Below are 26,541 nucleotides of genomic sequence, written 5' to 3'. Positions count from 1 at the left end.
GAGGTGGTTTTTAAATGATTATTGAAATTAGGGAGAATACAGCCGCCGCGTCATTCCCATTCCCATAGTTGTTTTTCTTCCGACACCGCTATATAAAGCAAAGTCAGCTAAAGCGTTGATCTGCTTAATTTGTATTAGTTCAACTGTCCCTAAAATCTTATAAGTAACTTCGCCAATAATGCCAATAAATTTGCTGCGAGAATCAGCTAAAATTTCTGTGTGAATATTGACAAATGAGGGAAATATTGACTCGATCGCAATCTGAGGAAATTCTATACCACTGTATTTATTCCATCGCGAAAGTAGGGAATTAAACACAGATTCTCTGGTAGGAAGGGTAGTATCATACTGTCCTTGACGGAAGGCGGTAGGTGTACAGAAGTTCAAGTGAATAGTGCGATGGCTATCGCTAGCTTCCTCGTACAATTGAGCATAGGTGCTAGCATTTGCCCAAGGTTGAATAGATTGGAATGTGCCTTGAATGCTGGTAATATATAAATCAGCCGGGCCAAGATGCCAAGGGTGACTGGGATTAAGATTTAACCACAGTTGAGTAAGTTTGCTAAATAAAGTATCATCTAATAAAGAAATGCGCCACCAACAAGGTGTTCCGGCGGGGATGGGTTGTTGGTGTTCCCACTGCAATTTAGCTCCTCTTTTACTCCCTTTCAAAAGGGGAGAGTTTGTATTAATAATTTGCAAGGGAGAGAGGGTAAAAGCCTTATCTGCGGTAGAATCATGTAAGCGATCGCCTAGTTCTTTATCTACAGAACTAACAAGGGTTAAAAATAGAGCGTGCAGATGTCTACCAGTAAGAAACTGTGGTGGAATAAGCGATTGAGGTAGCAAGTTAAGAACAAGACTATGAGGCATACTTTCTCTTTTTGGTTGTAGATTGAGTGCTTCTGGACTCGACAGTAAACTCTGGAATTTCCTGGAGTTCAACCTCACTCAAACTATACTGTTCACAAACTAAACTCAAGCGATTTCCTGGAGTTTTGACTGCATTGACAGAATGAGTTAAATCACCTTGAAAATAAAGTAAAGTATTGATTTGGGGCTTAATTTGCCCAAGTTGACGTTTGTGCGATCGCAATACCAGTTCTCCCCCTTCCATATCTGCTGGTACGCGCACATAAAGGACACTGACAACCGCAGGTGGTTCAATGGTTTTGCAATAGGAACGCAAGGAGCGATCAATATGCGGATCGACGCGGGAGCCTTCTTTTAGCTGTAAAGGATTGAGGTAAAAAGCATTACAGCTAGGCTGGAGAGCCAAATCGAGGTAAGGTTTGAAGTAGGGAAACTGCTGTTCTACTTGTGGTAATCCAGAACGCTGAAACACTACAGAAAATCCTTTGGTGGCGACAAAATCGCGGTTGAGGTTGTTGATAGCAAAATAAGAACAAGCTTGGATTTCTCCCCACAAGTTGTTTAGGTAATCGTTGTGGAAGGCGTTGGGTTGTTGTTGATAGTGCTTCACAGTGGATGTGAGGAAAATAATTAATTCCGAAAGCGATATTTCATCATAACTGGAATTCTTAAATTTTGAATGCCATCAAATTGATAGTATTGTCCTCGCATTTGGACATTCTGAATTAAGCTAACTGGAGGCATATTCACAACATCATAGCTAATCACTTGATTGGTGAACATCACATCTAAAGGATTTAATGGATGTGTACAATTGAATATACCTTCAGAAATTTTAGGTTTCGGTAATTGTTCAACTGTTACTTCAGCCTTACTCATCCATTTACCCAAACGAATCCACTTTGGTAGTTTGAGTTCTTTTTGGGAGATGACAAAAAACTCAAATATACTTTCTGCTGCTATTTCCTTCGCTCTGCCAAAACTAGGGATATTCTTCTGTGTTTTCTCCATTTCAACGTGGTAGTTGTTGTTAGCATACTTCCAGGTATTGAGGATAGAAGAATGATTGAGCGATCGCGCCGGAGTTACATAAATTTCCTGTTGATTGAGTGGCGTTAAATGCTCCTCATATTTTGGTACTTGTTCGGGACAAAAATAGCGATAAGAATGTTCTTCAGCAACGGTAGTAGAGTAGATTTGGCTATCAACTAACAAGAGTGCATAACAGAGAGCGTAATTATGAATTATTGCCTCTGTTTCATACAAGCGTCCGATTTCACGAGTTGCATAATAGAGGCTGTCATGTAGTTCTATTTGACAGCGATAGATAATAGCCATTACTCTTTCTCCGCTTTAGCAGCCGTTTTCTTCTTACTAATATGCTTCTTGGCATAATCTTTAGCTTCTGCATCAGCCTTTTGTAAAATTGTCTGAATTCCTTTTTCGCTTCCTGTTAAAGTCTTGACTTCATTAATTAAGGATACAAAAGCATCACCAATAAAATCTGTATGAACAATAAACTCATCAGCCATTAACGCCTCAATCGCATTTTTAGCAGCAGTAATTACATCATCTTCGTCTAACGGATCGGGAGCATTTAAAGTATTATCAGATTTCATTTGGTCATATATTGCTTGAGTCCAACGCAGGTTACTAGTAATTTCTCCATCCGCAAATACAACGCCAATTAACTCATTTCTGACACGACCTGTACGGGTTGTTTGCGCTCCATAATGACGAGTTCGCAGAATATTATTAAAAACGTAAAGAAAACTAGCCTCAGTAGGGTCTTTCAAGGTGACAATACTAGGAAAGAAAACTTGCGGTTTAATATGGTCTTGTTGATTAATTCTACTAGTAACTTCACCAGGTTTAGAACCATTTTCACCCTTAGAAGCCATTGTGCCATTTTCATAAGGAGCATTGAGGGTGAATGTTTCGTGTGATTCATCAAAAGCAGTAATTGAAAATGCCGTATCTACCACAACTTTCGATTTTTCAGAACCAGAGTCACCAATAGCAAAACCGTAAATGATGCAATCAGGATTATCCATTGCAAAATTCACATTGTATTCGCATTCTTTAGCCGTCATCAAGCCATAATTACGTAACAATTCCCGACCGACTAAACGCTCTGGTGTAGATTGTTTGCGCTTGAACATTGACAAACGGCTAATTGTGGTTTTGTCTTTTACTCCTGCTCTTACCCGTGCTTTATTAAGTTCTGCATCTGTCTGAAATAGAGGATAAGATTCAGTAATGCGAATGGTCAAAAAATGAACATATTTACCCATTGGTTTGTAAGGAATTTCAGTTTGAAAAAATTTAGATTCAACAGTTTTTAGAATTGCCATGAATTATGTCCAAAATGAGGTTATTTAAGTTAAATCGGCGGTTAGAAACCGCATCTACACAGGCGAAACCCACCTGCGTGGGTTAAAACACCCATTTTTTGTTAGTCCGCGTGGTGCGCGTAGCGCAGCGCAAGCGCGATAGGCGGACTTTGTTTGTGTAGCCGCGACTTATAGTCGCCCTGGCTCTAATTTGATTATTCATTTTCATCATTTTCAACTTTAGATTTTCCTGCATTCTCTTTATCATCTTCAAGACGATAAAGAAATTCACAGGTGTCTCGAATTAAGTTGAGTTGACGGCCTGCTAAACGAGCGCGATCGCCCGCAAATGAGTTATCAAATACCTCCACTACAAAATACTTGGCAAAATCGAGAACAGCTTGCCGTTCTTCCTCTCGTTTGCTCATAATCCAGCGTCCTTCAGCAGTAGAAGAATGAACGCGATCCATGAGTTTAAAAACTTCTGCTGCAACAGCCGCAACTAATGTTTCTCCCTGAAACACACTTGACTCAGCTTTGAGTATAGTTTCAGCTGCAATATCAACTGGTTTCAACACAGCATTAGACTTGGGATTATAACGTTTATTAGCTCGGTAAAATCTGCGGTATAAATCTGTTAATTTCTTAGGATGATTCAAACTAGATTGTTCTCCCACAATTAATTGCTCCATATTAGTGTCATATTTCACATAGGGGTCAAAACAAGGATAAAAATGATAGGCATAAAGCCGGATTTTTTCAATTCGTGCTGTTTCCGATCCCTGGTTACGTACCCAGCGATTGAGATAAGAAAAGACGTACAGTGGACTGGTTTCAAAATCTTTTGCCAGTTCTGTAAATCTCCCCCAGTTGGCATCGTAACCAGACTTACCTTGCCTAGCATTCACATCTAAATGAATGGCGTAAGCGGCGGTAAGTACATTTAAAGGTGCTGGGTATTGGATGCCGTTTTCATTCCAGCCTTCGAGGATGTAGTCAAGACGGAAGCGATCGCGCCTTACTAAAGCACGGAAAGCATGAGGCGCACTATCAAGGAAAACGCTTTCCTCAAATTCAGCCCCATCATTAAAGGGTGGAATCGGCGACTCTGAAACTACAGTTTTAACATCTAAAATCATCGGGAAAGCAAATGCTAACCAAGTTGGCATTACCCAAGATTCTGTATCGCTGCTGTCTCTTCCTGGCGGGAGTGCCATGAAGTAAAATGTTAAAGGCTGGTCTTCAGGATAGGAAAGCTTAAAGGTGCGATCCTTGTCACGCTGGAGGTTTTCATCTATTAAGAAACTATCTACACTTTGATAGCGATCGCGCCCCAAATCTGCCTGTAAATCTTTACTAATAAAATGATTGCGAACGCTGGTATCAAAGCGAGTTTGAGCAATACCATTGTAAGCTTTCTGCAAAAACTTATTAGTCTCTGGAGTAAAGTAATAAGTAGGATAAAAATAGAGATAGCGATATTTTCCATCTTCAAATCGCTTACCTACAGCTTGAGTTTGATTCATCAATATTTGCCTGAGCATGATCTCCACACCTGCAATACTGGAAATATTGCGTTTAGCGTTAGCACCTCTTAACATTTGCTTATTGGTATAAACTTGTGGCGTAAATAAAACTGCTGATTCCATTTGCTCAGTAACCGTGTAAGCAGAATGAGAAATTGAGCAGATTAATTGTTTCCCTCGCCCTGCTTTTTTCGCAGCATTGTAGTTTGACAACTCTTTAAAAAAGATTTCCGCTTGATCGGTAGCTGATTTTTGTTGCGTTTCAGTCGGAAGCATAATCACGCGATCGCACCAATCCCTTAAATCTTTCCATTCATCAGGTAGAGTGTACTGATTAATAATTGGTTCAATAATTTTTATCCATTGATTAACCAGACTTTGACAAATCTCACGAACGTCTTCTTGTCCTGGATTACGTTTAAGGTATTGCGTTGCAATATAATACCAGTCATACGCGATGCCTCCAGTATCTTTAAGTTGCTGAAGCGCAATAATTTCAGATTTATACTCAGATAAATCAAGAAAATCAATAGCTATCTCTGTAAGATTAATAGTTGGAATTGGAGGGAGTTCTTTGTTGTTTTTAATTAGGGCTTTAACTCTCTCCAGATACTCTTTCCAAAACTTTCCAGTTATTAAAGCTCCTAGTTCTGCCAAATGATCTATACGAATATCTTCTGCAAAATCTATTTCGATATTCTTCGCTAAAATACCTTTACGCTGGAATTGAGCCAAATTAGTAGCTTTATCTGCTGCCTTGCTGGTTTTTACTTTACTCGGTACTGCATCAACGGTAAATTGCATTAAGCCTTTGATGTCGAGGAAGAGATTGTAGTAGTCAGCATATTTCATCCCAATATTTCCCCGACTGAATCCAACTTTTCGGAGTTGAAGTTGATTAGCGCAGAGTTTTTTTATGGTGTAAATAACGCGATCATCTAATCCTTTTCGACTAATTTGTGGAGCATCTTTTCGAGCTAAATAAATTACTCCTGTAGGTAGGTAAAGCAGTATTTCATAGTAGGCTTGCTCCTCAGTGTTGAGGCTAGTATGTGCTTCCATCAAAGCATTATTAACTACATTAGTTAATACGCCCCGGTTTTCAGCAATGCTGTGATAGGTAAATTTTAATTGCCCATCACTGAGGCTGTGGAGAATTCCATTTAATGTCTGATGTTCTGCGTCTTGAGGATGTTTAATAACTGAGGAAAGTAAATCAGCTAAACAAGTTAAATCAGCAAGACATATGAGGATATAATCATCAATTATTGGCTGTAAACCATACTCAGAAAGATTGAGGTTTGTATCATTCCGACGCTGGGCATTGTAGGCAATAAATAACAAATCATCTCGATATTCTTGCCATGCTGTTGGTTCATCAGGACTAACAAATTTATCAAGACCTAATTCACAGACCATAACATCTATAATTTCGCGGTGGGCATCTACAGATAACTTGCGAATGTCTTGTTCTTTATCTTGGCTAATTTCTTTATAATTATCTGGCATTTTAGGAAATAGCCGATAATCAAACTTTTCAAAATCATGTAAAATAAACCCAGCAATTAATAAGCGCCTTTCTTGTTTTTGAATTACCCTTTTTGCAGTGGTATCAAGTTTATTTAGACAACGTTCTATTAAATTAGCTGGTAGTAAACCATTGAGTAAATGAGTATTTAAAGATTGATCACCTGCATTTCTTCGATCAAGTTTTTTCGGCTCTTTTATTTTGTGACTTTTTCCTAAATTATTTTTGTGGAAATTCTCTATCTCCTTTTCTCTCTTTTGATCGAGATAATCAAAAAATTTTCCACCTTTAGCTGTAACTCCAACTGCTACCCGTAAAAGATTGGGTAAAACGTAATCACTAAATTCCTGCATAATTAAATCATTGTTATTTTCTGATTTAATTGCATCTTGCAGTAACTTGAGGGTTAAGAGTTCTGCTGATTGTGTTTCGACTTTTAGATTAGATGTTTCTTGAAAGTCAGAATCATCTCCAGACATCCAATCATCATCTGATAGTTCAGAGGTTGAATCATTTTCTGTTTCTGCTTCTAAAAGTGATAGTTGTTGATATTCATCTGATTTTTTACTTTTTTTAGCCATTTTCTTTACTCAATAAAATTAAATTTGAGTTATCCAGCATTATGAATAATTATCAATATTCATTCAAATCCTTCTAGCAATCTAGCAACTTGTTCTGGATCTGGAAGTTGATTTTTTAATTCTTGTGGTACTTTAGAAACTATTTGGTAAGTTGCAACACCAATTGGTTTATTAGATTCCTTTAGTGCATATTCAACAATAGTTCTCTGTTTGGATTTACAAAGAATAATGCCAATAGAAGGATTTTCTTCTGGTAGCTTTACCGTGTTATCTAAAACAGCTAAATAAAACTGCATTTTGCCAACATATTCAGGTAAAAACTTACCAATTTTTAGTTCTATTGCCACCAAACACTTTAAACGGCGATGATATAATAGGATATCTATAAAATATTCTTCATCATCAACTTCTAAACGATATTGGCTACCAATAAAGGCAAATATTCCACCCATTTCTTGTAAGAACGGTTGAACTTTAGTCAAAATAGACTCTTCTAGCTGTCGTTCGCTATGTTCATCTGCTAATTCCAAAAAATCAAAAGTATATTCATCTTTAACTGCTAGCTTTAATTGGTTACGGATCTCTGCTGAAATACTTTGATCAAAATTAGTTTGATTAAGCAGAGTTTTTTCATAAGTTTGATTTTCAATTTGGTGAATTAAAACGTTTTTTGTCCAGCCAAATTTCCGAGTCATTCTAATGTAAAATTCTCGTTCTAAGTCATCTTTGCATTTTTCTAAAATGACCAAATTGTGAGTCCATCCAATTTCTGCAACCATTGGTTGCAGTTTTTCATTTTGGCTATATGTGACGTAAAAGTTCCGCATATTCCAGATATTTCTGGCAGAAAACCCACTGATACCAGGAAACTCTGTTTGTAAGTCTTTTGCTAGCTGTTCTACTACTGATTTACCCCAACTAGCATCCTGTTGTTTGATAACAATCATCTGCCCAATATCCCAATACAGGTTAATCATTTCCCGATTAACTGTCTTTAATGCTTCGTACTGGGCTGAACGAATCCGTTGTTGTACTTCCATAAGTAGATTTCTGTAATCGTCAGAGATGGAATTACTCATAATGACAATATTTCAATCTCGCAAGTCAAAGTCCTTGTTCTGTTCTAGTTCCTGATTTCTGCCAATTAGATACTCAAATTGACTAACTTTTCTGAATAAAAATTCGATTGATTCCTCATTTTCTTGAATTCGATTGTCGTGGACTGAGAGTCGATTATCTTGAATAAGATTGTGCTGTTGCTGCGCTTTAATGCGATCAATCAGATCATTGATGACATAACGGAGTTGGTCTAAGGGGTCAGAGTTTTGGCTTTGCATCTAAGCTTTTCCTGGTTTACTTGTAGGGTATTATAATAATCCCTTATAAGGGATTGAAACACAGATTCATCATTCACTGATGCTGACTCTACACTGCGAAAAAGGCAGTTTAATCCCTATTAGGGATCTCAACATGGTGTTATCCATATTTCATCCCCTTTACTCTTAAACCAATGTGTCAAGGTATCTAGCAATAGTGCAGACTGCCCGAAGGCAATACAGTATGGTGGTGTATTATCTAAAACACTATATTGGTCACTAATTGGGTAAATCTGAAAGTGCATTGGTAATCTTCCTTGCTGACGTACTCTCTTTAAGGGAAAAGGCAGCAGATAACTAACTAATGCCTGTTTCTTCAATTGCTTGTTAATTTCACTAATCCAATAGTTTGCAGGTTGCCAAACCTGAATACCTAACAACACCTGCACATCCCAAGTATCAGCAAAGGGTTTCAAGTCCCCAGGATAAGTAAATTTCCAATCTAGTCTTTCTTCTCGATAGCGAAGTAATTTCATAAATCCTAAACAGCCTTTAAATCTGCCTTTGGGAATAGCTGTATCTGTGTGTTCTGCTGTCGCTTGTCGCAGTCGTTCAAATTCTGTTCCCTTCATCGGTTCAATTTCCAAGTTGCTGAGAATTCCTGGTAAATCGTAGGTTTTGAACTTATCAGCCTCATTTTTCTCTGTAGTGTCGTAAATTCCACACAGTAAAGGACTCTTACCCCGAAAACTCACAGCCTCCTCTAAAATAGGATTTCCCTTATCTGTTCCTGAAAGTTTGTGCCATTTTTCTTCCCATTCTTTGCTACGGACAAACGCTGCTTTAAGACTGGCTTTTCTTTTGTCTGTGCTGAAAACTATCTCACAATCTTTCTTTAGTGCTTCCTGACTACCTGCTGCATATTGCTGTTTAATATTAGGATGTCCCAACTGTCGAACCAGTCGCATAGATTGAACAACACCCCATTTAAAGTAATAGCCTGTAAAATCATTAATTTTGCGGTATTTATCCCTAATTTGATCATGAAAAAATGGACGTTCATAAACTTCGCCTGACTTCAATAGTGGTGCTTTATCCTTCTCATCTTTTTCAAAAAGCCTTTTCACCAAAAATTCAGGGACAAGTGCATAAGCAGTAAAGTTAGTAAAATCAATCTGCTGTCCGTCACGTTCATAACCATCATGTCGTCCCAGTCTGCCTAAACGCTGGATAAAATTACCCGCGTCTGCTGATTCAAAAAACAATAAATTGATTTTGAAATCAATACCCACATCAATAGTGCTATTTCCTAAAACTAAGTCAGCATCAAAGGATTCTTCTTTAGTTTTTTTACCAGATAAACCAGTGTTTTCTTCAACTGTGAAATTATACGGCTGGAGAAAAATTTTGAAAAAATCAGTTAACCGCTTCACAGCAGCAATGGAGTTAAGAATAATTGCACCTTTGCTACCTGGATGCTTTTGCAAATGGCTTAAAATCAATTCTGAATTATTTTTTAACCAAGTTTCAGACGCTTTGGATGTAGATTTTAAATCGATAAATTGCAATGATATTTCCCACGTAACTTTTCGCCAACCTTGGGTTTCTAGCTGCTGAGACTCAGCAATGGTATCAGGAAATTGATACTTGGTGTCTTTTTCTTCTATTGGGTTGACGGGGTGACAGCGAAAACCTACTAATTTAAGTCTCTCAATTAATTGCGGATTTGGTGTAGCAGAAAGAAATAAAAACTTTTTACGCCTGTTGGTGTGACGAATCAATAGCATTGTGTTGATTACACTGGCGATTTGTGGTGCTTGGAATACGTGGAACTCATCAAAAATAATGAGATTAAACCTCTTATCGATTCGATTCCAAAGCTTATCAGGACTATCTTTGGAAAATAAATATGCACCATAATGTAGGTAGTGAAAAATATCAAGATTGGTAAGTAAAATATCCGATTGTGCAGTGCGAGTTTCTAAGGCTGCGCCTTTTTTCAAATTTTCTTCTTCAGCATAAATTTCTAATTCTTGTCCACTTAATCTATTAACACGCGGTTTATGTTCAGGCTGAAATTGCTCAATATATCCTTTAATTTGCTTTTCTTGATCTCTAGCGAGTTCGTTTGTGGGATATAGCCCTAAAACTGGAGAGTGTCTTTGCAAAATATCCAGATATCCGGCAAGGCTTTTACCATCACCAGTCATCGCAGTGTTGAACACGACATCAATATTTGGATCGCGCAACGCCTTCAAAGTTTCTGCTTGATGCCAAGAAAGCAACCAATCTTTAGGTAATTTCACCCCGTCAGGTGTGGAGACGGTTTGAGAATAAACAGGCTTGAGAGTAATTTTGTATGCTTCGTTAATATTCACTTTTTTGATTCTTTTTGCAATCCTAAAGGAATTTCTACATAGCTATCTCTTGTCATCTCCGCAGCGTATGCAATACAAGCCAGAATATCTTCTCTTTCCAAACCGGGATATTCTTCCAAAATTGTCTCTATTTTTTCTCCACTTGCAAGAAGGTCAAGAATTAGAGAAACCCAAATACGATGACCTTTAATACAAGGTTTACCGAAACAAATATTTGGATCAATGGAAATTCGAGATAGTAAATCGTTCTTAGTCATTGAAGCTTCTCCAAATTTGTTGTAATTCTTCTTAATGATTCCTTTTCTCCTAATTGTATATTCGGACTTACACTTAAATAGTGTCCGTAACTAGTTGTTAAAAACTATATTCGCACGCAAAATAGAAGTTGGCAAGAGAATGCAAGCATAAAGTACACGGACACTTTTAATGAGTCGAAAAGGTCAATCTATTACACTGTCGATATCAGAACGTGATAAAGCCGAGCTAGAAGCGATCGCCTTAGAATTCGGTATGATGTGGGGCGATCGCCCGAATATCTCTAAACTGATAGAAGCGATCGCTCAACGTAAGTTACTCATTGGTAACAATAACGATTGGAAAGAACCACGCATCAGGGCATTACACAGATGTATCAATGCGTTGACAGACATCGGGCAAATTGAACAAGCCCAAATCATTGCAAACTTACTTCTCGAACGCAGCGAACTATCATTACCACTGCGGGGCGAAATCGAACGTTTATTAGAGAATTTGCCCCCATCTTGGCGCTTAGAAATAGACCGCTATATCTTGCGCGAACAACCCTTTCAGCTTTCCTATCAAGATGCAGCAGAGCGTGTATTTAATTTTACCGTTCGCTATGCCAAAGTTACACCCCACGAAAAGCGGCAATATCTTGATTGCTGGTGCGAAGAGATAGAAGGAAACTTTGATATACCAGAACTGGTTCACAACTGGAGTTTACGATTAGACAGGATTACTGAAGCTGCTGTCATGCCAATTTCTGGTGAGTGGCGTACTAATTTGGCCCAGATAGAAGTGGAAATGCATCTATTTGCTGGCTTGGCTTTTGCCTATCAAGCTAAACAAGAAGACAATATTAATGAGTGGCTACCAGATAAAGCGCGAGTCCGACGAGTTGTTAGGCGAGTATCTAGTACATTTTGGTTTATGCGGGAAGTGATGCAGTATGCGCCAGATTGTGTAGTGATATTACCTGAAAATGTGCGCGATCGCCTCAAGCAAAAACTCCTCACCCTCTGCCAGTTGTACGATATTGAAACCAGGGAGTGAGAGAATGCCAGAAATTAGCCGTTTTTTTGGAATTATCATCACTTTAAATAAAATTTCCCCATTGGAGTAAATCATGCTTAAAGATATTATTGCAGTTGAACCGAGACAAAACTATCAACTGTACATCCGTTTTGAGGATGATGTAGAAGGAGTTATTGATATTAGTAAGATAGTTCAATTTACAGGTGTGTTTGCTCCTTTGCAAGATAAAGAATACTTTGCCACAGTCGAAGTAAACTTTGAATATGGAACAATTCAATGGGATTCAGGAGCCGACCTTGACCCAGATGTTATTTATTCTATGATTACAGAACAGCTAATTCCAGAATATCGGCTTAGTGCTGTTTCAACTAATTCTGCTGATTGATTTGACTAATTGCAGGGGTACAAAAACTAACAATGATTCACCGTAAAATCTGGTCAATCATCCGATTCGCTTGGGAAGCATAACCACCGCCAAATAAATTGAAGTGATTCAAAATGTGATACAGGTTGTAGAGCGTTTTTCTCTTCTCATAGCCTGCATCTAAAGGAAAAACTGCGTTATAACCTTTGTAAAAAGCTGCTGAAAAACCACCAAATAATTCTGTCATGGCGATATCAACTTCGCGATCGCCAAAATAAGTTGCAGGATCAAAAATCACTGGTTCTCCCGTTACAGTACATCCAGCATTTCCGCCCCATAAATCGCCATGTACCAAGGATGGCTGCACTTGGTGTGCCAATAATTCTGGAATAGCTGCTAGTAGCTTTTCTTGTTGAGGAAAATTCCCCCCCCGTCGCCTTGCTAACTGAAATTGATACGAGAGTCGATGCTTGGTATAAAATTCCGCCCAGTCTGCTGTCCAAGTATTGATTTGGGGTGTGGAACCGATAGTATTGTTAATTTTCCAACCAAAACCTTGGCTACTGCTGGTTTTATGCATCGCCGCCAATTTGCGCCCCATCTCTTCGCCAGAATTGCTGTTACCATCAAGTTCCAACCATTCCAACACAATGTAGCTAGAATTACCAGCTATCCCCCAGCAAACTGGTTTGGGGATACGAATACTAGCTGTTGCTAACATATCTTCCAAACCCAGCGCTTCAGCCTCAAACATGGCAACTTGGGATGCTTGGTTGAGCTTGACAAAGTAGTTTAGCTTCCCATTCGAGACAGCATAGCCTTGGTTAATACACCCACCACTAACTGATCGCCGCTGCTGACTCTGAAATTTTTTGCCAGTAGCCTGGCCAATATGGGCGTCAATTTCAGTCCACATCATGTCATTTGTCATTTGTCATGTGCCCAACAGTCAATTATTGTTGACTACTAAAACGGCTTGAGAACAACTACACCATAAGCATCTGGAGCCAGATACTGGTTAGCTGCAAATAACAATTCCGGAGCATTCTGAGCTTGAATACTAGCTGGGTAGTTAAACGCTGGTTCTAAATCTCCCACCATAGACTGATAGTAACCATATAAGCCAGCGCGATCGCTTGGTGTTTCATTACCAAAAATAAACCTGTTAGCTGCTCGCCGCCGCACACGGGCAATTTCTGATTCTGTAACCAACTCTGTTTGCAAAGAGCGGATGTGTTGGGCGATCGCATCTTCCACAGCTTGTAAATTTTCCACTGCACACTTAGCCGAAATATAAAACGTCCCTTGCAGCAGATTACTCATATTGCTCACAGCGATGGAAGACACTAATCCTTGTTCTTCTCGCAAATCTCTTACCAGTCTTGATGTTCGTCCCTGTCCCAAAATTCCTGCCAAAACATCCAGCCCATAAGTTTGATCTAGTTGAGTCAAACCTGGAACCCTCCAAACCATAACTAACCTTGCTTGTTGGAGACTTTCATCGATAAATTCCTGACGGACAATTTCTGTGAACGCAGGTTCAGGATTAATCCTGGCTTCTTGTAGAGACGCGCTATGACGCGTCTCTACATTTGTCTTTTGAAGTCCTTCAGTCACAATTTCAATTAATTCTTCTTCGGGTAAATTCCCCACAGCCACAGCAGTAATTGATTGGGGTTGATACCAACTAGCGTGAAAATCTCGCATTTGCTGGGGTTGAAGTTGAGTAATCACTGCTTCTGGCCCCAATACTGGACGGCGATATGGTAACAAATCAAACGCTGTCTCCATTGCCCGTCGAAACGTGCGACGGCGGGGATTATCGTCTGAACGTCTAATTTCTTCTAAAACTACCAATCGCTCACGTTCAAAAGCATCATCAGGAATACTGGGATTAAATACTACATCTATTTGTAGTGGAGCCAGTTCGGCAAAATCTTTAGGAGCAGTGGTTATATAGTAATGAGTATAATCCTGGCTAGTAGCGGCATTGGTGACAGCACCCCGTTCTTCAATTCGACATTCAAACTCGCCGCTAGCCAGTCGTTCGGTTCCCTTAAAAATCATGTGCTCTAAAAAGTGAGCCATGCCGTTAATAGAATCAGATTCTACAGCCGAGCCAGCTTTAACCCACAAGCTGAGGTTAACAGCTTCAACTGGCATCTGCTCCACTATAATTGTCAAACCATTAGGCAACTGCTGTAGCTTTGGAGCATTGAGACTAGGAAATTTCAGTAGGGTTGAGGTCATTGCTCGTGGTGAGTGAGATTTTTTTACTCCTTTATCTTAACTACGACTTCAAATAAGCACCCATATCACATAATCGTACTTCTGTTGGTGAAAACTTGCTCAAGCAAGTCATATCTGAGATTAAATAATCTCCGTGGCTTCAGATCAAAGAGTGTCAAGATAGGCGATCGCTAACTTAATCAGGACTTACGCAAGTGTCATATTTTTAACGCCAGAGGTTGTCCAGAGTCAAAGGTCAAAAGTCCAAAAAACCTTGACCCTTGACCCTTGACCCTTGACCCTTGACTCTTGACCGAATGGCACTAAGAAAAGATACAGCCCTTGCTCTGACTGGTTCCCAGCCTGGGGGCTGGGAACCCATTCTGGGAGGCTCCGCCTCCACTAGCTTGACAACAGGCAGAGCCTCTTTAAACACATTCCCAGCCCCCAGGCTGGGAACGAGACGACACAAGCCTTTGGGCTTTTCTTAGTGCCATTCACTCTTGACTCTTGACTCTTGACCCTTGACTCTTATACCAGAAGCCTTGTGTGCCAGTTGCGTAAGTCCTATTAATGCTTCTGCAAGTTTCACCTCTTAAAGCCCTCATTTGTGCGTGTTTGTAAAGCACACAAAATATATTTATTAAATGATGGGCACAAATAAACATAACTAAAAAATATTTGCTTTTTAGAGTAAAATCCCTGGTTTATAAGTAAAAATGGTTCTTGAGAATTATAAAAAGATATACGGTTATTTATGCTTATTGGCTTACTTGCTGATTATTGGCAATCAAATAGCTATATTTTTTGACTATTTAATTCATCAAATCTTTAAAATTCCTATCGCTTTGAGTATGTTATTAGTATGTTGTATTAAAGCTAATAGTAAATACTATAAAGTTTACGTGGCATTACTAACCAACTAGTACCGCCGCGCGTAATTCGTAATGCGTAATGGGGTATACCTAGCTACGCAAACGTAATTATGAATTACATCTTGCAAAGGTTTTAGACATCTAAAATGGGTGGTCTATTTCCGTCTTGCTGTAATAGTCTTTGTAATTGAGTAAAACATTTGTTTAATAATGTTTTACTCAGTATTTGGATTATCTAAACTTTAGGCTAAGAGTAATGACTATAAAAAAATAGTCGCTAGTCATCTTTTTTTATTTATTGAATCGTTTAACCTCCAAGCAATATTTACATCAGGTTGCATTTCATTAACATGCCATTAGTTTCAGCTATTGTACCTGCCTATAACGCAGAGGCTTTTATTGGTAGGACATTGAATTCTATTTTGACCCAAACTTACCAAAATATTGAAGTTTTAGTTGTTGATGATGGCTCCCAGGATAGAACTGGTGAAATTGTCGAATCTTTTGCTCAACAAGATAGTCGTGTCATTCTCTTGAAACAGCCCAATGCTGGGGTTGCTGCCGCTCGCAATTTAGCAGTTGAAAATTCTAAGGGTGAATATATTGCACCAATTGATGCAGATGATATTTGGTATTCCCAAAAAATAGAAAAACAAGTGCAATGCATGGTTGAATCAGAAAAATCTGTAGGATTAGTTTATGCTTGGTCACTAAACATTGATGAAAACGATGTAGTTATTTCAAGTTACGATAATGAGGAGAATTTAGATTTTAAAAGTTTAGAAGGGAATGTTTATACAGCTTTGGTATACACCAACTTTATAGGCAATGCTAGCTCACCCTTAATTCGCCGAGTTTGTTTTGAAAAACTTGGTGGTTATACCCGCAAATTTAAAGAGCATAATGCTCAAGGTTGCGAAGATTGGGAACTTTATCTGCGGATTGCCGAATGTTATCAGTTCCGCGTTGTACGAGATTTCTTGGTTGGTTATCGTCAGATAAGTAGAAGTATGTCTAGCGACTATAAGTCAATGGCAAAATCTTATAATCTGTGTATGGCATCTTTCCTAAAAAGACATCCAGAAATTCCTAGTTATGTGTATAGCTTATCTGCTAGTTCATTTTATATTTATTTATCAAATAAAAGTACAGCTTGTGCAGATAATTGGAGTACTTTATTCTTCCTATATAAATCAATTAAATTAGACTTTGTTCTGTTAAAAGAACAATGGATTTACAAAAGAATTACTAAATGTATTCTGAAAATTATATTTAATCCATTAATCAGTTTTATTTTGTCTGACAAAGCTAATCCATTGCTGTTAAATACAAGGAAAATATTATTACATAGATTAATTAAGAATCGAGTTATTACAGTGAGAAGTATACAGCAAGTAAATCAAAATAAGTGGGATAAATATGGCAAAACTAGATGGCAAAGGTGGTTAGATATTGTACAATTATGTCGTATATCTTCTAGTCGAAATTAAGGAAATTAAATAGAAAAAATTATGAGAGAGGCTCAAGTATTTAAACAGCTACTGCCTCTGCTGAAACTCTATCCTAGGATAATTTTTATAATTATCATTTTAGGGATATTGTCATCTATTTTTGAAGGATTGGGAATTAGCTTATTTATTCCACTGCTACAAAGTTTTATTGAGACAAAATCTCCAACAGAAAATAGCAATTTTCTGTTAAGCTTACTCAATAGAATATTTATAAATATCTCAACTAATAATCGTCTCTTAATAATTTCTTCATGCATTTTGGGCAGTATTTTTTTGAAAAACTGCTTGATTTTTGGAAATGCTATTCTATTTGGTTGGTTAAGCTCGCGCATTGGTCATAGATTACGCTCAGGAGTTTTTAAACAACTTTTGAGTGTCAGTTATAGTTTTATTGAAAATAATGACTCAGGTAAGTTGATAAATATCTTAGCAAGTGAAACCTGGCAAACTACTGAGGCTTTATCTAATTGGATTAGCCTGATCATCACTATATCTACAATTGCTATTTATGTGAGTTTATTATTACTAATATCCTGGCAAATAACTTTATTAGTTGCCGTATTAATGGTACTAATTTCCTTTGTGATTCAATTAGTTACTCGCCAAGTAAAAAATCTAGGAGAAGAAGCAGTAGAGGCTAATTCCACTCTGACTAACCGGATGTGGGAAGGGTTAGCAGGTATGAAAGAGATTCGAGCCTTTAGGCGTGAGAATTATGAACAAAGGCGCTTTGATACAGCATCCAAAAATGTAGTTAATACTTTTTTCAAACTAGATATTATATCTGGAATAGTAAATCCTATATCTGAAGTTTTATCTGGATTTGTATTAGTATCTATTTTAGTAATTGCACTACTTCAAAACCATGCATCTCTACCTAATTATCTAAGTTTTATACTTATTCTTTATCGTTTACAGCCCAAAGTACAGCATTTAGATGGAATTCGTGTCAATTTAGTTAGTTTAACAAGTGCTGTACAGGATGTAATATCATTTTTAGACTACTCAGATAAACCTTATATTCGTTCTGGCAATATTCACTTCAAAAGTTTAGAGCAAGGCATCTACTTTAAATCTGTTAGCTTCCTATACAATCCTCTAGAGGAAGCTGTTATTAAGAACGTTTCCATTAGTATTCCTGCGGGAAAAACTACTGCTATAGTAGGCCCTTCGGGTGCAGGTAAATCTACCATTATCGGCTTGATATGCCGTTTTTATGAAGTGACGACAGGGGAAATTTATACAGATAGCTATCCTTTGCGAGAACTCAATTTAACTGATTGGCGTAATAAAATTGCTATTGTTAGTCAGGATATTTATATGTTTAGTACAACAGTGTTAGAGAATATTGCTTATGGTCGTTTAGATGCGACAAAAAACGAAATTATCGCCGCAGCAAAACTTGCGAATGCCCATGATTTTATTCAGCAACTGCCCCAGAGTTATGATACCAAAGTTGGCGATCGCGGTATTCGTCTTTCAGGAGGGCAAAGACAGCGAATTGCTCTAGCTCGTGCTATTGTTCGCAATCCCCAAATTCTGATTTTAGATGAAGCTACTAACGCTCTCGATAGTATTTCTGAACACTTAATCCAAGAAGCTCTTAACACTCTTAGTCAAAATCGTACAGTGATTGTTATTGCCCATCGTCTGTCTACCATTGAGCAAGCCGATCAAATTATTGTGCTTAATGAAGGACAGGTTATAGAACAGGGTAATCTCGAACATCTTTTGACACTGAATGGATTGTTTGCCAAGCTTTATAACTTGCAACACCGTAATGCCAAAATCTGAAAAAATCAAATAAATTTGATGTCTTATACCGTCACTGAAATCGAACTCACACAACCTTTACCCAGTATTTCGCTCCCAAAAAATGACACAGGTATTGCTCTGATCCTGCGACGCAAAGATCAGCCCATTGGTTTTTTGCTGAAAGCACTACCAGCAAAAAGTGTCCTTACTCCCGATTACTTAGCTCAATGGATTGCAAAAGAAGTAGGTCTTCAGCTAATTCAACAGAGCATACAGGAAGAATTAATTTTTCCTGCTGCTAATCTGGCTCAATTTCCCTCACTAACGGTTGCTATTTGTACTAAAGACCGCCCAGATAATTTAGCTAGATGTTTGAAATCTTTGCTCAAGCTGCAAAAACCTGACTCAGGAGATTCCCCCCGCTTTGAAATTTTAGTAATTGATAATGCTCCTACTGATGAACGCACCCAAGAATTAGTCCTCTCATTTCCAGATGTGCGTTATGTTCGAGAACCCAAACCAGGATTGAATTTTGCTCGCAATCTAGCTCTACACAAAGCAACATCAGAAATTTTGGCTTTTATAGATGATGACGTTGTTGTAGACCGACAGTGGCTGAAGGGACTTATGGAAGCATGGGCAGAAAATCCCGATGCTGCGGCGTTTACGGGACTAATCTTACCATACGAGTTAAGTACAGAGGCGCAAGTTCTGTTTGAACGTAGGGGTGGTTTTCGCCGTGGTTTTCAGAAGATACGTTATGGTCAAGTCTCCCCTGATGATTATCTTGATTTGTACCCTTGCGGCACAGGTGTGTTTGGGGTTGGATGCAACATGGCTTTTTGTCGGGAGATTTTATTTAAAATTGGTGGTTTTGATGAGGCTCTAGATACAGGTGCGCCCTTACCTGGAGGTGGTGATCATGACATTTTTTATCAAGTCATTCGAGCGGGTCATACATTAGTTTATGAACCTCGATATCTGGTTTTTCATCAGCATCGTCGGGAATATGCAAAGCTGCGTCACCAGTATTGGACTTGGGGTTTAAGCTTAATGGCTTTTGTAGTCAAAGCCTATCAAACAGATCCTCCTCAACGTCGTAGGTGGTTGCGGTTAGTTAAGTGGTGGTTTCAAGATCAATCACGCCAGTTGCTTAAGAGTCTTTTAAGAAGGCACAATGTGCCTCCAGATTTGATTTTGACGGAACTTTGGGGAGGTGTTGTTGGACTTTGTGGAGAATATTCTCGCTCTACACGGCGAATTGAAAAAATTAGGAGTCAATATTCATGACAAACTTTAATTCTTGGAAAGTATTGTCAGTGGAATTGAGTCAAGAAATTCCCACACTCCCAGATTATCCTGGGTATGAGCGACTCTACATCATTTTTTGGTGGCATAGAATTCCTCTTGGACATCAGGTAATTGCTGTCAATCAGTTACCGATGACTGCTGCTCAACTTACACATTTAGCAATTAAAACAATTACTCCAGCAGTTGGCGCGCGCAAAATCCGCCCAGGATTTCAAGCTTTCACACCAGATTTGAGCCTGATTAATATAGCTGATTTTCAAGAGTTAGTAGCATTAACGCAGCCTTTAGCAAAACTCTCCGAATGCTTTCAGCTTGTAAATGATACCTCTGTTTCCGTAGTTATTTGTACACGCGATCGCCCAGAACAATTAGCAAGATGTTTGCAATCGCTCCAAAATTTATCTAAACCCCCACAGGAAATCTTGGTGATCGATAATGCTCCAAGCTCTGATCAAACTCGGCTTCTGGTTAGCCAGCTACCAAATATCAAGTATGTGTTAGAGCCTCGTCCTGGTTTAGATATTGCTCGCAATACAGGCATTCGCCATAGTACAAGTGAAATTATCGCTTTCACAGATGATGATGTAATTGTTCATCCCGATTGGATTGTTCGCCTACAGCAAAGCTTTAGCGAACCGCAGGTAATGGCTATGACTGGTTTGGTTTTGGCAGCAGAAATTGAAACAGAAGCACAATTTCTTTTTGAAACATTCTGGGGTTTTAATCGAGGATATTGTCCCCTAACTTTTGATACTGAGTATTTTGAGCAACTCAACCCTTGGGGTGTACCTGTTTGGCATATTGGTGCAGGCGCTAACATGGCTTTTCGCAGCCATGTTTTTGAGTTAGTAGGTGATTTTGACGAGCGGCTAGACGTCGGAGCGGCTGGCTGTAGTGGAGATTCAGAATTTTGGTATCGAATTCTGGCAGCAGGCGGAACTTGTCGCTATGAGCCATCTGCTGTTGTTTATCACTACCACCGTCGCACTTTAGAAAGTTTGAAAAATCAGATGTATTACTATATGCGCGGTCATGTAGCAGCGCTTTTAATTCAATTTGAAAAGTACAAACATTGGGGTAACTTACGTCACCTGTTACTATCTCTACCTAAGTGGTATGGAAAATTAGTTTTAAAAGGGCTGGTTAAAGGTTTTAAGTTGAGATATAGCACACTATTTGCCGAAATTTCTGGCTGTTTTTCAGGAGTAATTTATTACTTTCAAAATAGGCAACAGACGCGACTGAAAAATTTAGGACTTACGCAACTGGCACACAAGGCTTCTGGTATAAGAGTCAAGAATTAAGGGTCAAGAATCAAGGTTTTTTGGACTTTTGACCTTTGACTCTGGACAACCTCTGGCGTTAAAAATATGACACTTGCGTAAGTCCTGAAATTATAAGAGGATTCAACACTTCGACAAGCTTAGTGACCTCCCCTCCTGCCTCAATTTGAGAAAATGACTACTAAAATTTATGATAAAAGTATCTGTAATCATACCCGCTTACAACGCGAAAGAAACAATCGCCGAGTCACTACAATCTCTTGGCGCTCAGACTTTTACTAATTGGGAAGCGATCGTAATTGACAATGATTCAAGCGACGATACGTTGCAAATTGCTACTGAGTTTGCAGAAAAAGACTCCCGTATTCGCGTCATCAGTCAGCCTCAAACAGGGGTATGTATTGCGAGAAATACTGGCATAGCTGAGGCTAAAAACGATTGGCTACTGTTTTTGGATGCTGACGATTGGATATTGCCTCAGCACCTAGAATGTTTGACAGATGCTCTAACCTGTAACCCCAGTTTAGACCTTGTTTATAGCGGTTGGGCAAGGATTACAGTAGATGGCGCACTCTTTTACGAAGAGTTTCGCGGTCAACCAACTAAAATATTTAATGCATTTGCTCGTAATTGCGTGTTTGTCATTCACACATGCCTTGTGCGCCGTTCAACTGTAGTCAATCTTGGAGGTTTTGATACCTCGCTGCGTACTTGTGAAGATTGGGATCTGTGGCAGCGAATTGCGCGGACTGGTGCTCGCTTTGGAGCAATTTCCCATACCTTTGCCCGCTATCGAATGCGATCGCATTCAGCTTCTATGGACGTGATGCAACTCCTCTGTGACGGGCTGCGGGTGATTACAACCGGGCATTCACTCGATCCACGCGTGCCAAATCCCGCTCCTGCTTATGCCAACGGTATGCCAGTAGCAGAGCTTGCGGGTGCGAAACTCGATTATGTATGTTGGAATGCTGGTTTAACATTAGGTCACGGTGGTAATCCCCTAACTTTGCTCAGGGCTGTGTCGCAGGAGTGTTTCCCAGGACTCAACCCAGAACTTTTAGCAGAATATATCTTCAAAGCACCACTCTTACCTAGTTGTCGCCCGCTCTCCGCCTGGGATGATTTATGGCCAGATCTGCAAGGACAGATTCAGGAATTCTTAACGGCATTGGAAGCACAGTCCATGACTCCAACATTGACTCGTCGTGTCTTTCAGAGACTGGAGAATCTAATTTTAGACCATTCCACTGCACCGCGACCCTTGACACTCGGATCTACCTATGCAGTTCGTGTAGAAGTGACCGAACCCATTCCAGATATTGTTGTTCCATCAACAGTGGAGCGTTTGCATTGTGCTATCGAAATTGAAGGCAAACCATTGGGGAACATTACGCTGCCAATTTTTGATGGTTTTTCTGGCTACGTCTTACAGGATGCGATCGCTGCCAAGTTTGCTTGGGAAATTCTGGGACATTTCTTCAAACAGACAGTCTACCGCACACTCACCGTCAAGCAAAGTTTGGCAGGCGCGTCTGTTTGGCGAGGTTCTGTATGTCTTGCAGATGGGCTTCCCGAAGAAAGACAGGCACTGTGGGCAATAGCACACGATCGCATCGGCTGGACAGTTTTCTTACAAGAACTCTGGGGGCTACCATCCTATCCAGGAGGTTTTTTCTATAGTCTAAAATTAGGCAAAAAAGCTATTTTAAAAATACTCAAGGAAAGATTCCAGAACTTACTTTTTGAAGGTGGGTGGAAGTCAACAGTTAAAACTTTCATTTCTTCCCAGCAATATGCAGTACAAGGCAGACTGACAGTTGAGGTGAGTGAGGATTTACCCAATATATTAGTCAGCACTCCAGAACTTTTAGTGATGCCCACAGTGGGGAAAGTACCGTTAGGAATTATATCTGTAGAAGTTAATGGTAACAGAGTTAGCGCTCAAAAATTGCGTGCTGCCATCACCAAAGAAAGCGGTTTGGAGCTTGCCGTTGTGGCTGTACGGGAAGGATTGTTGGGCAGACCAATCACAGGACAAACTCTCCGCGATCGCTTAGTCAACAAGCCGACTGTATTCTCAATTGAAAACTCGTATGGTATTGATCGCGGTGTTGTACTCGCACGCCACCCAGGTGCGATCGGTACAAGCGTCTGTAGGCGGGCAATGCTACCCATAAACGCAACCAATGACCTGATTAAAGCTGCCTTAGTTACTGGGGAATCCGTGGTAAAAGTGCCTGGAGTTGAGCAACAGCCAGAACGTCTAGTTTATGCCCCTGAACTCATCTGGTTCCCAGACACAACAGCAAATTTATCAAACCAAATTGCATTAAAATCTCCACTACAGCAGTCGTCAGCATTAAACCTCAGAGAACATTTCGAGACTCTCTTTGCCCAACAAGCTGACCCTTGGAAATATACTGTCCCATACGAACAGAAAAAATATGAACAGACTCTGGAGTTACTACCACCGATTAAATTAGATCAGGTGTTAGAACTAGCCTGTGCAGAAGGACACTTTACAGTTCAACTTGCTCCTCGTGTTGGTAGCTTACTCGCTGCTGATATCTCTCAAGTAGCCCTGGAAAGAGCTGGCCAGCGATGTACTGAACTAAAGAACGTCCACTTCCATCAGCTCGACTTAACCAAAGATTTAATTCCTGGTCGCTTTGATTTGATTATCTGTAGCGAAGTTCTCTACTATGTCGGCGGCTGGGAGGAACTCCGAGCCTGTGCTCGTAAGATTGCAGATGCTCTCAACCCAGGCGGCTACTTTCTGACAGCCCACGCCAATCTTGTAGTTGATCAGCCTGACCAACCAGGCTACAACTGGGATCACCCCTTTGGCGCAAAAGGCATTGGTGACACATTTGCCAATACTCAGCCCCTGCAACTGATTAAAGAACTATGGACGCCCCTTTACAGAATTCAACTGTTCCAAGCGGGTGATAGGAATAAATATACCCCCACCAAAGAGCCAGAAATTATCAAACTCCCCCAACCTACACCACCACCACCGTTTGTCGCGGCAGATGTTCTCTGGAATGGCGGTTCTCCCCACCACTATGACAATGGTCAAACCGTCACCACTCACCTACCAATCTTGATGTACCATCGTGTTCATCTCAATGAGATATGTGCAACTACCCGCTACCGGGTAACACCTGAAGCATTTGCAGAGCAACTGCGGTACTTACGCGATGCCGGATTCTACAGCATCACATTAGAGGCGTGGCGCATAGCAATGGCAACCAAAACTCCACTTCCCGGTCGAGCAATTTTGATTACCTTTGACGATGGCTACCAAGATTTTAGAGATTATGCATGGCCCTTGCTGAAGCGCTATGGCTTTTCTGCTACTGTCTTCCTGGTGGCCGATGAAATCGGTGGTAGTAATCGCTGGGATAGTTTCTACGGTGAGGAAATAGCGTTACTTGACTGGTCAGATATTCGCAAACTTCAGGATGAAGGTGTTGAGTTTGGATCTCATTCAGTTACTCACCGTCATCTAACTGCACTTTCACCTAGGGAAATGGTGAGTGAGGGGGCGCGATCGCGCGTAATTTTGCAACAAGGATTGGATCGCTTACCTAATGCTTTTGCATATCCCTACGGCGATCAGGATGATGTAGTTCAGCATTTGCTCGGTGCTTGTGGTTATGTCTTTGGTCTTTCCTGTAAGCCTGGTTTGAGTCGTTTCCATGATTCTCTGTTAGCGCTACCTCGCATCGAAATCACTGGTTATGACGGTTTGCAAGAGTTTGTAGCAAAGCTTAACGTTTAAGAATAATGTAAAATTATGAGTAGAAATATTAAGAATTTTAAAATTAAGTGTCAATGTCCAGTCTTTCTGTTGACAAAAGTAAACTCCGCGTCATTGTTATCGGTGCAGGAATCGGTGGGCTGACAACTGGAGCATTATTAGCTCATAGAGGTTACAGCGTCTTAATTTTGGATCAAGCCCTCGTACCTGGAGGCTGTGCTTCTACATTTAAACGTCAGGGATTTACCTTTGATGTAGGAGCCACTCAAGTAGCGGGGTTAGAACCAGGAGGGATTCATCACCGCATTTTCTCAGAATTGGCAATAGATTTACCCGAAGCGACACCTTGTGATCCTGCTTGTGCAGTGTATTTGCCTGGTGAGGTGACACCAATCAACATCTGGCGTGACTCAGAGAAATGGCAAGCGGAAAGACAAAGGCAGTTTCCCGGTAGCGAACCTTTTTGGCAGTTGATGGCAACTTTGTTTGCAGCTAGCTGGGAATTTCAAGGACGGGATCCGGTGCTACCACCGCGTAACTTGTGGGACTTGTGGCAGCTAACTCAGGCAGTGCGTCCCAATACATTAATTACTGTACCATTTACCTTGCTTACTGTAGGAGATGCTTTACGCTTATGTGGATTGGGAAATGACAGACGGCTGAGAACGTTTTTGGATTTGCAACTCAAGCTGTATTCCCAGGTCAACGCTGAGGAAACAGCCTTACTTTATGCCGCAACGGCATTGAGTGTATCCCAACTACCCCAAGGATTGTTTCACCTCCAGGGTAGTATGCAGGTATTAAGCGATCGCTTAGTAGAAGCTTTAGAAAGAGATGGTGGCAAACTATTAATGCGCCACACAGTGGAACAAATCAAAGTAGAAAATGGTAAATCCACCGCTGTCGTCATCAGAAATCAGAAAACTGGCGAAGTGTGGACAGAAGCTACTGACCATGTAGTTGCCAATGTTGCCGTGCAAAATCTGGTGCAGTTGTTAGGAGAACAAGCTCCATCAGGATATAAACACCGAGTAGAAAAACTACCCCAAGCATCGGGAGCATTTGTAGTCTATTTAGGCGTAGATGCCAGTGCCATTCCGCCTGAGTGTCCTCCCCATCTACAATTTATGTATGATGCCAATGGCCCAATTGGCGAGAATAATTCCTTATTTGTTTCCGTTAGCCATCATGGAGATGGTCGTGCCCCAGACGGAAAAGCGACCATTATCGCTTCTTCATTTGTCGATCCTGCACCTTGGTGGCTTACTGAAAACTATCCATTACTCAAACAAAAGTATACAGACGAAGCGATCGCCCGCCTTGCTCAATACTTCTATTTGAAACCGGAAACTATTATCCATCAAGAAGCCGCAACACCCCGTACTTTTTCCCATTACACAGCACGCGATCGCGGTATAGTCGGTGGCATTGGTCAAAGGATACCCACCTTTGGCCCCTTTGGTTTTGCTAATCGTACACCCATTAATCATTTGTGGTTAGTCGGTGACTCCACCCATCCCGGCGAAGGTACTGCTGGGGTAAGTTACTCAGCGTTAACAGTAGTCAGGCAAATTGAAGCGCTAAAGTAGCATCGGATAGCACTAACAAATTCAGAACAAGAAAGCACGGTATACCGA

At 40.1% G+C, this 26,541-nt stretch carries 20 protein-coding genes; 9 read left to right on the top strand and 11 right to left on the bottom strand.

Annotated features, from left to right (window positions below):
- Window positions 1-27: 27 nt before the first annotated feature.
- From cas6 to IQ246_RS03955, 9 genes are all read right to left on the bottom strand, one after another.
- On the bottom strand, window positions 28-873 hold the full coding sequence (gene cas6 / locus IQ246_RS03995) for a CRISPR-associated endoribonuclease Cas6 (RefSeq protein WP_194000312.1): 846 nt from the start codon (window positions 871-873) through the stop codon (window positions 28-30).
- The gene (locus IQ246_RS03990; protein WP_194000310.1) at window positions 863-1,483 is read right to left on the bottom strand and encodes a 2OG-Fe(II) oxygenase; all 621 of its coding nucleotides are present in this window, start codon (window positions 1,481-1,483) and stop codon (window positions 863-865) included. The genes cas6 and IQ246_RS03990 overlap by 11 nt, the downstream gene beginning before the upstream one ends.
- 20 nt (window positions 1,484-1,503) lie before the next feature.
- Window positions 1,504-2,211 carry a type I-D CRISPR-associated protein Cas5/Csc1 gene (cas5d, locus tag IQ246_RS03985; RefSeq protein ID WP_194000308.1) on the bottom strand — a complete coding sequence of 236 codons (708 nt, stop codon included), beginning with the start codon at window positions 2,209-2,211 and terminating at the stop codon, window positions 1,504-1,506.
- On the bottom strand, window positions 2,211-3,227 hold the full coding sequence (cas7d, locus tag IQ246_RS03980; protein WP_194000306.1) for a type I-D CRISPR-associated protein Cas7/Csc2: 1,017 nt from the start codon (window positions 3,225-3,227) through the stop codon (window positions 2,211-2,213). The genes cas5d and cas7d overlap by 1 nt, the downstream gene beginning before the upstream one ends.
- 194 nt (window positions 3,228-3,421) lie before the next feature.
- Window positions 3,422-6,841 carry a type I-D CRISPR-associated protein Cas10d/Csc3 gene (gene cas10d / locus IQ246_RS03975; protein ID WP_194000304.1) on the bottom strand — a complete coding sequence of 1,140 codons (3,420 nt, stop codon included), beginning with the start codon at window positions 6,839-6,841 and terminating at the stop codon, window positions 3,422-3,424.
- Window positions 6,842-6,900: 59 nt separating this feature from the next.
- A complete protein-coding gene (locus IQ246_RS03970; protein ID WP_194000302.1) occupies window positions 6,901-7,920 on the bottom strand; it encodes a YhcG family protein in 1,020 nt (339 codons plus the stop codon).
- Window positions 7,921-7,932: 12 nt separating this feature from the next.
- Window positions 7,933-8,178: a hypothetical protein gene (locus IQ246_RS03965; protein WP_194000300.1), complete on the bottom strand. Its 246-nt coding sequence runs from the start codon at window positions 8,176-8,178 to the stop codon at window positions 7,933-7,935.
- A gap of 128 nt (window positions 8,179-8,306) precedes the next feature.
- Window positions 8,307-10,529 (bottom strand): type I-D CRISPR-associated helicase Cas3', encoded by a 2,223-nt coding sequence (gene cas3, locus IQ246_RS03960; protein WP_194000360.1) that lies wholly within the window; start codon window positions 10,527-10,529, stop codon window positions 8,307-8,309.
- Window positions 10,530-10,531: 2 nt separating this feature from the next.
- Window positions 10,532-10,792: a DUF433 domain-containing protein gene (locus IQ246_RS03955; protein ID WP_194000298.1), complete on the bottom strand. Its 261-nt coding sequence runs from the start codon at window positions 10,790-10,792 to the stop codon at window positions 10,532-10,534.
- A 169-nt stretch (window positions 10,793-10,961) separates the two neighbouring features.
- On the opposite strand from IQ246_RS03955, the gene IQ246_RS03950 reads away from it, so the two are divergent.
- Both IQ246_RS03950 and IQ246_RS03945 read left to right on the top strand, forming a co-directional pair.
- Window positions 10,962-11,828: a WYL domain-containing protein gene (locus IQ246_RS03950; RefSeq protein ID WP_194000296.1), complete on the top strand. Its 867-nt coding sequence runs from the start codon at window positions 10,962-10,964 to the stop codon at window positions 11,826-11,828.
- A gap of 73 nt (window positions 11,829-11,901) precedes the next feature.
- The gene (locus tag IQ246_RS03945; RefSeq protein ID WP_194000294.1) at window positions 11,902-12,195 is read left to right on the top strand and encodes a DUF2442 domain-containing protein; all 294 of its coding nucleotides are present in this window, start codon (window positions 11,902-11,904) and stop codon (window positions 12,193-12,195) included.
- Between the two features lie 37 nt (window positions 12,196-12,232).
- Here IQ246_RS03945 and IQ246_RS03940 read toward each other — a convergent pair whose 3' ends face one another.
- The gene (locus IQ246_RS03940; protein WP_194000358.1) at window positions 12,233-13,090 is read right to left on the bottom strand and encodes a fructosamine kinase family protein; all 858 of its coding nucleotides are present in this window, start codon (window positions 13,088-13,090) and stop codon (window positions 12,233-12,235) included.
- Window positions 13,091-13,140: 50 nt separating this feature from the next.
- Window positions 13,141-14,424 carry a pitrilysin family protein gene (locus IQ246_RS03935; RefSeq protein WP_194000292.1) on the bottom strand — a complete coding sequence of 428 codons (1,284 nt, stop codon included), beginning with the start codon at window positions 14,422-14,424 and terminating at the stop codon, window positions 13,141-13,143.
- Between the two features lie 281 nt (window positions 14,425-14,705).
- Here IQ246_RS03935 and IQ246_RS03930 point away from each other — a divergent pair, with 281 nt between their 5' ends.
- The 7 genes from IQ246_RS03930 (at window position 14,706) to crtD (ending at window position 26,493) form a co-directional block, all read left to right on the top strand.
- Complete coding sequence (locus tag IQ246_RS03930; RefSeq protein ID WP_194000290.1) at window positions 14,706-14,894, top strand: hypothetical protein; 189 nt, start codon at window positions 14,706-14,708, stop codon at window positions 14,892-14,894.
- A 734-nt stretch (window positions 14,895-15,628) separates the two neighbouring features.
- Window positions 15,629-16,768 carry a glycosyltransferase family 2 protein gene (locus tag IQ246_RS03925; RefSeq protein WP_194000288.1) on the top strand — a complete coding sequence of 380 codons (1,140 nt, stop codon included), beginning with the start codon at window positions 15,629-15,631 and terminating at the stop codon, window positions 16,766-16,768.
- A gap of 21 nt (window positions 16,769-16,789) precedes the next feature.
- A complete protein-coding gene (locus IQ246_RS03920) occupies window positions 16,790-18,583 on the top strand; it encodes an ABC transporter ATP-binding protein (RefSeq protein ID WP_194000286.1) in 1,794 nt (597 codons plus the stop codon).
- 18 nt (window positions 18,584-18,601) lie between these two features.
- Window positions 18,602-19,834 carry a glycosyltransferase family 2 protein gene (locus tag IQ246_RS03915; protein WP_194000284.1) on the top strand — a complete coding sequence of 411 codons (1,233 nt, stop codon included), beginning with the start codon at window positions 18,602-18,604 and terminating at the stop codon, window positions 19,832-19,834.
- Window positions 19,831-21,159 (top strand): glycosyltransferase family 2 protein, encoded by a 1,329-nt coding sequence (locus IQ246_RS03910; protein ID WP_194000282.1) that lies wholly within the window; start codon window positions 19,831-19,833, stop codon window positions 21,157-21,159. Before IQ246_RS03915 ends, IQ246_RS03910 begins: the two co-directional genes overlap by 4 nt.
- A 169-nt stretch (window positions 21,160-21,328) precedes the next feature.
- On the top strand, window positions 21,329-24,925 hold the full coding sequence (locus IQ246_RS03905) for a trifunctional glycosyltransferase/class I SAM-dependent methyltransferase/polysaccharide deacetylase (RefSeq protein WP_208491996.1): 3,597 nt from the start codon (window positions 21,329-21,331) through the stop codon (window positions 24,923-24,925).
- Between the two features lie 53 nt (window positions 24,926-24,978).
- Window positions 24,979-26,493 carry a C-3',4' desaturase CrtD gene (gene crtD / locus IQ246_RS03900; RefSeq protein ID WP_194000280.1) on the top strand — a complete coding sequence of 505 codons (1,515 nt, stop codon included), beginning with the start codon at window positions 24,979-24,981 and terminating at the stop codon, window positions 26,491-26,493.
- The last annotated feature ends 48 nt before the right edge of the window (window positions 26,494-26,541 follow it).

Origin of the sequence: aff. Roholtiella sp. LEGE 12411, assembly GCF_015206995.1 — a bacterium.
In the GTDB taxonomy this organism is placed as follows: domain Bacteria; phylum Cyanobacteriota; class Cyanobacteriia; order Cyanobacteriales; family Nostocaceae; genus Komarekiella.
This window is presented reverse-complemented; position numbering and strand designations above follow the sequence as displayed.

Bases quoted from the DNA above. Each gene is read 5' to 3' on its own strand.
- cas6 (WP_194000312.1), bottom strand. From the start codon at position 873: ATGCCTCATAGTCTTGTTCTTAACTTGCTACCTCAATCGCTTATTCCA.
- cas5d (WP_194000308.1), bottom strand. From the start codon at position 2,211: ATGGCTATTATCTATCGCTGTCAAATAGAACTACATGACAGCCTCTAT.
- cas7d (WP_194000306.1), bottom strand. From the start codon at position 3,227: ATGGCAATTCTAAAAACTGTTGAATCTAAATTTTTTCAAACTGAAATT.
- cas10d (WP_194000304.1), bottom strand. From the start codon at position 6,841: ATGGCTAAAAAAAGTAAAAAATCAGATGAATATCAACAACTATCACTT.
- IQ246_RS03970 (WP_194000302.1), bottom strand. From the start codon at position 7,920: ATGAGTAATTCCATCTCTGACGATTACAGAAATCTACTTATGGAAGTA.
- IQ246_RS03965 (WP_194000300.1), bottom strand. From the start codon at position 8,178: ATGCAAAGCCAAAACTCTGACCCCTTAGACCAACTCCGTTATGTCATC.
- IQ246_RS03955 (WP_194000298.1), bottom strand. From the start codon at position 10,792: ATGACTAAGAACGATTTACTATCTCGAATTTCCATTGATCCAAATATT.
- IQ246_RS03950 (WP_194000296.1), top strand. From the start codon at position 10,962: ATGAGTCGAAAAGGTCAATCTATTACACTGTCGATATCAGAACGTGAT.
- IQ246_RS03945 (WP_194000294.1), top strand. From the start codon at position 11,902: ATGCTTAAAGATATTATTGCAGTTGAACCGAGACAAAACTATCAACTG.
- IQ246_RS03940 (WP_194000358.1), bottom strand. From the start codon at position 13,090: ATGTGGACTGAAATTGACGCCCATATTGGCCAGGCTACTGGCAAAAAA.
- IQ246_RS03935 (WP_194000292.1), bottom strand. From the start codon at position 14,424: ATGACCTCAACCCTACTGAAATTTCCTAGTCTCAATGCTCCAAAGCTA.
- IQ246_RS03925 (WP_194000288.1), top strand. From the start codon at position 15,629: ATGCCATTAGTTTCAGCTATTGTACCTGCCTATAACGCAGAGGCTTTT.
- IQ246_RS03920 (WP_194000286.1), top strand. From the start codon at position 16,790: ATGAGAGAGGCTCAAGTATTTAAACAGCTACTGCCTCTGCTGAAACTC.
- IQ246_RS03915 (WP_194000284.1), top strand. From the start codon at position 18,602: ATGTCTTATACCGTCACTGAAATCGAACTCACACAACCTTTACCCAGT.
- IQ246_RS03910 (WP_194000282.1), top strand. From the start codon at position 19,831: ATGACAAACTTTAATTCTTGGAAAGTATTGTCAGTGGAATTGAGTCAA.
- IQ246_RS03905 (WP_208491996.1), top strand. From the start codon at position 21,329: ATGATAAAAGTATCTGTAATCATACCCGCTTACAACGCGAAAGAAACA.
- crtD (WP_194000280.1), top strand. From the start codon at position 24,979: ATGTCCAGTCTTTCTGTTGACAAAAGTAAACTCCGCGTCATTGTTATC.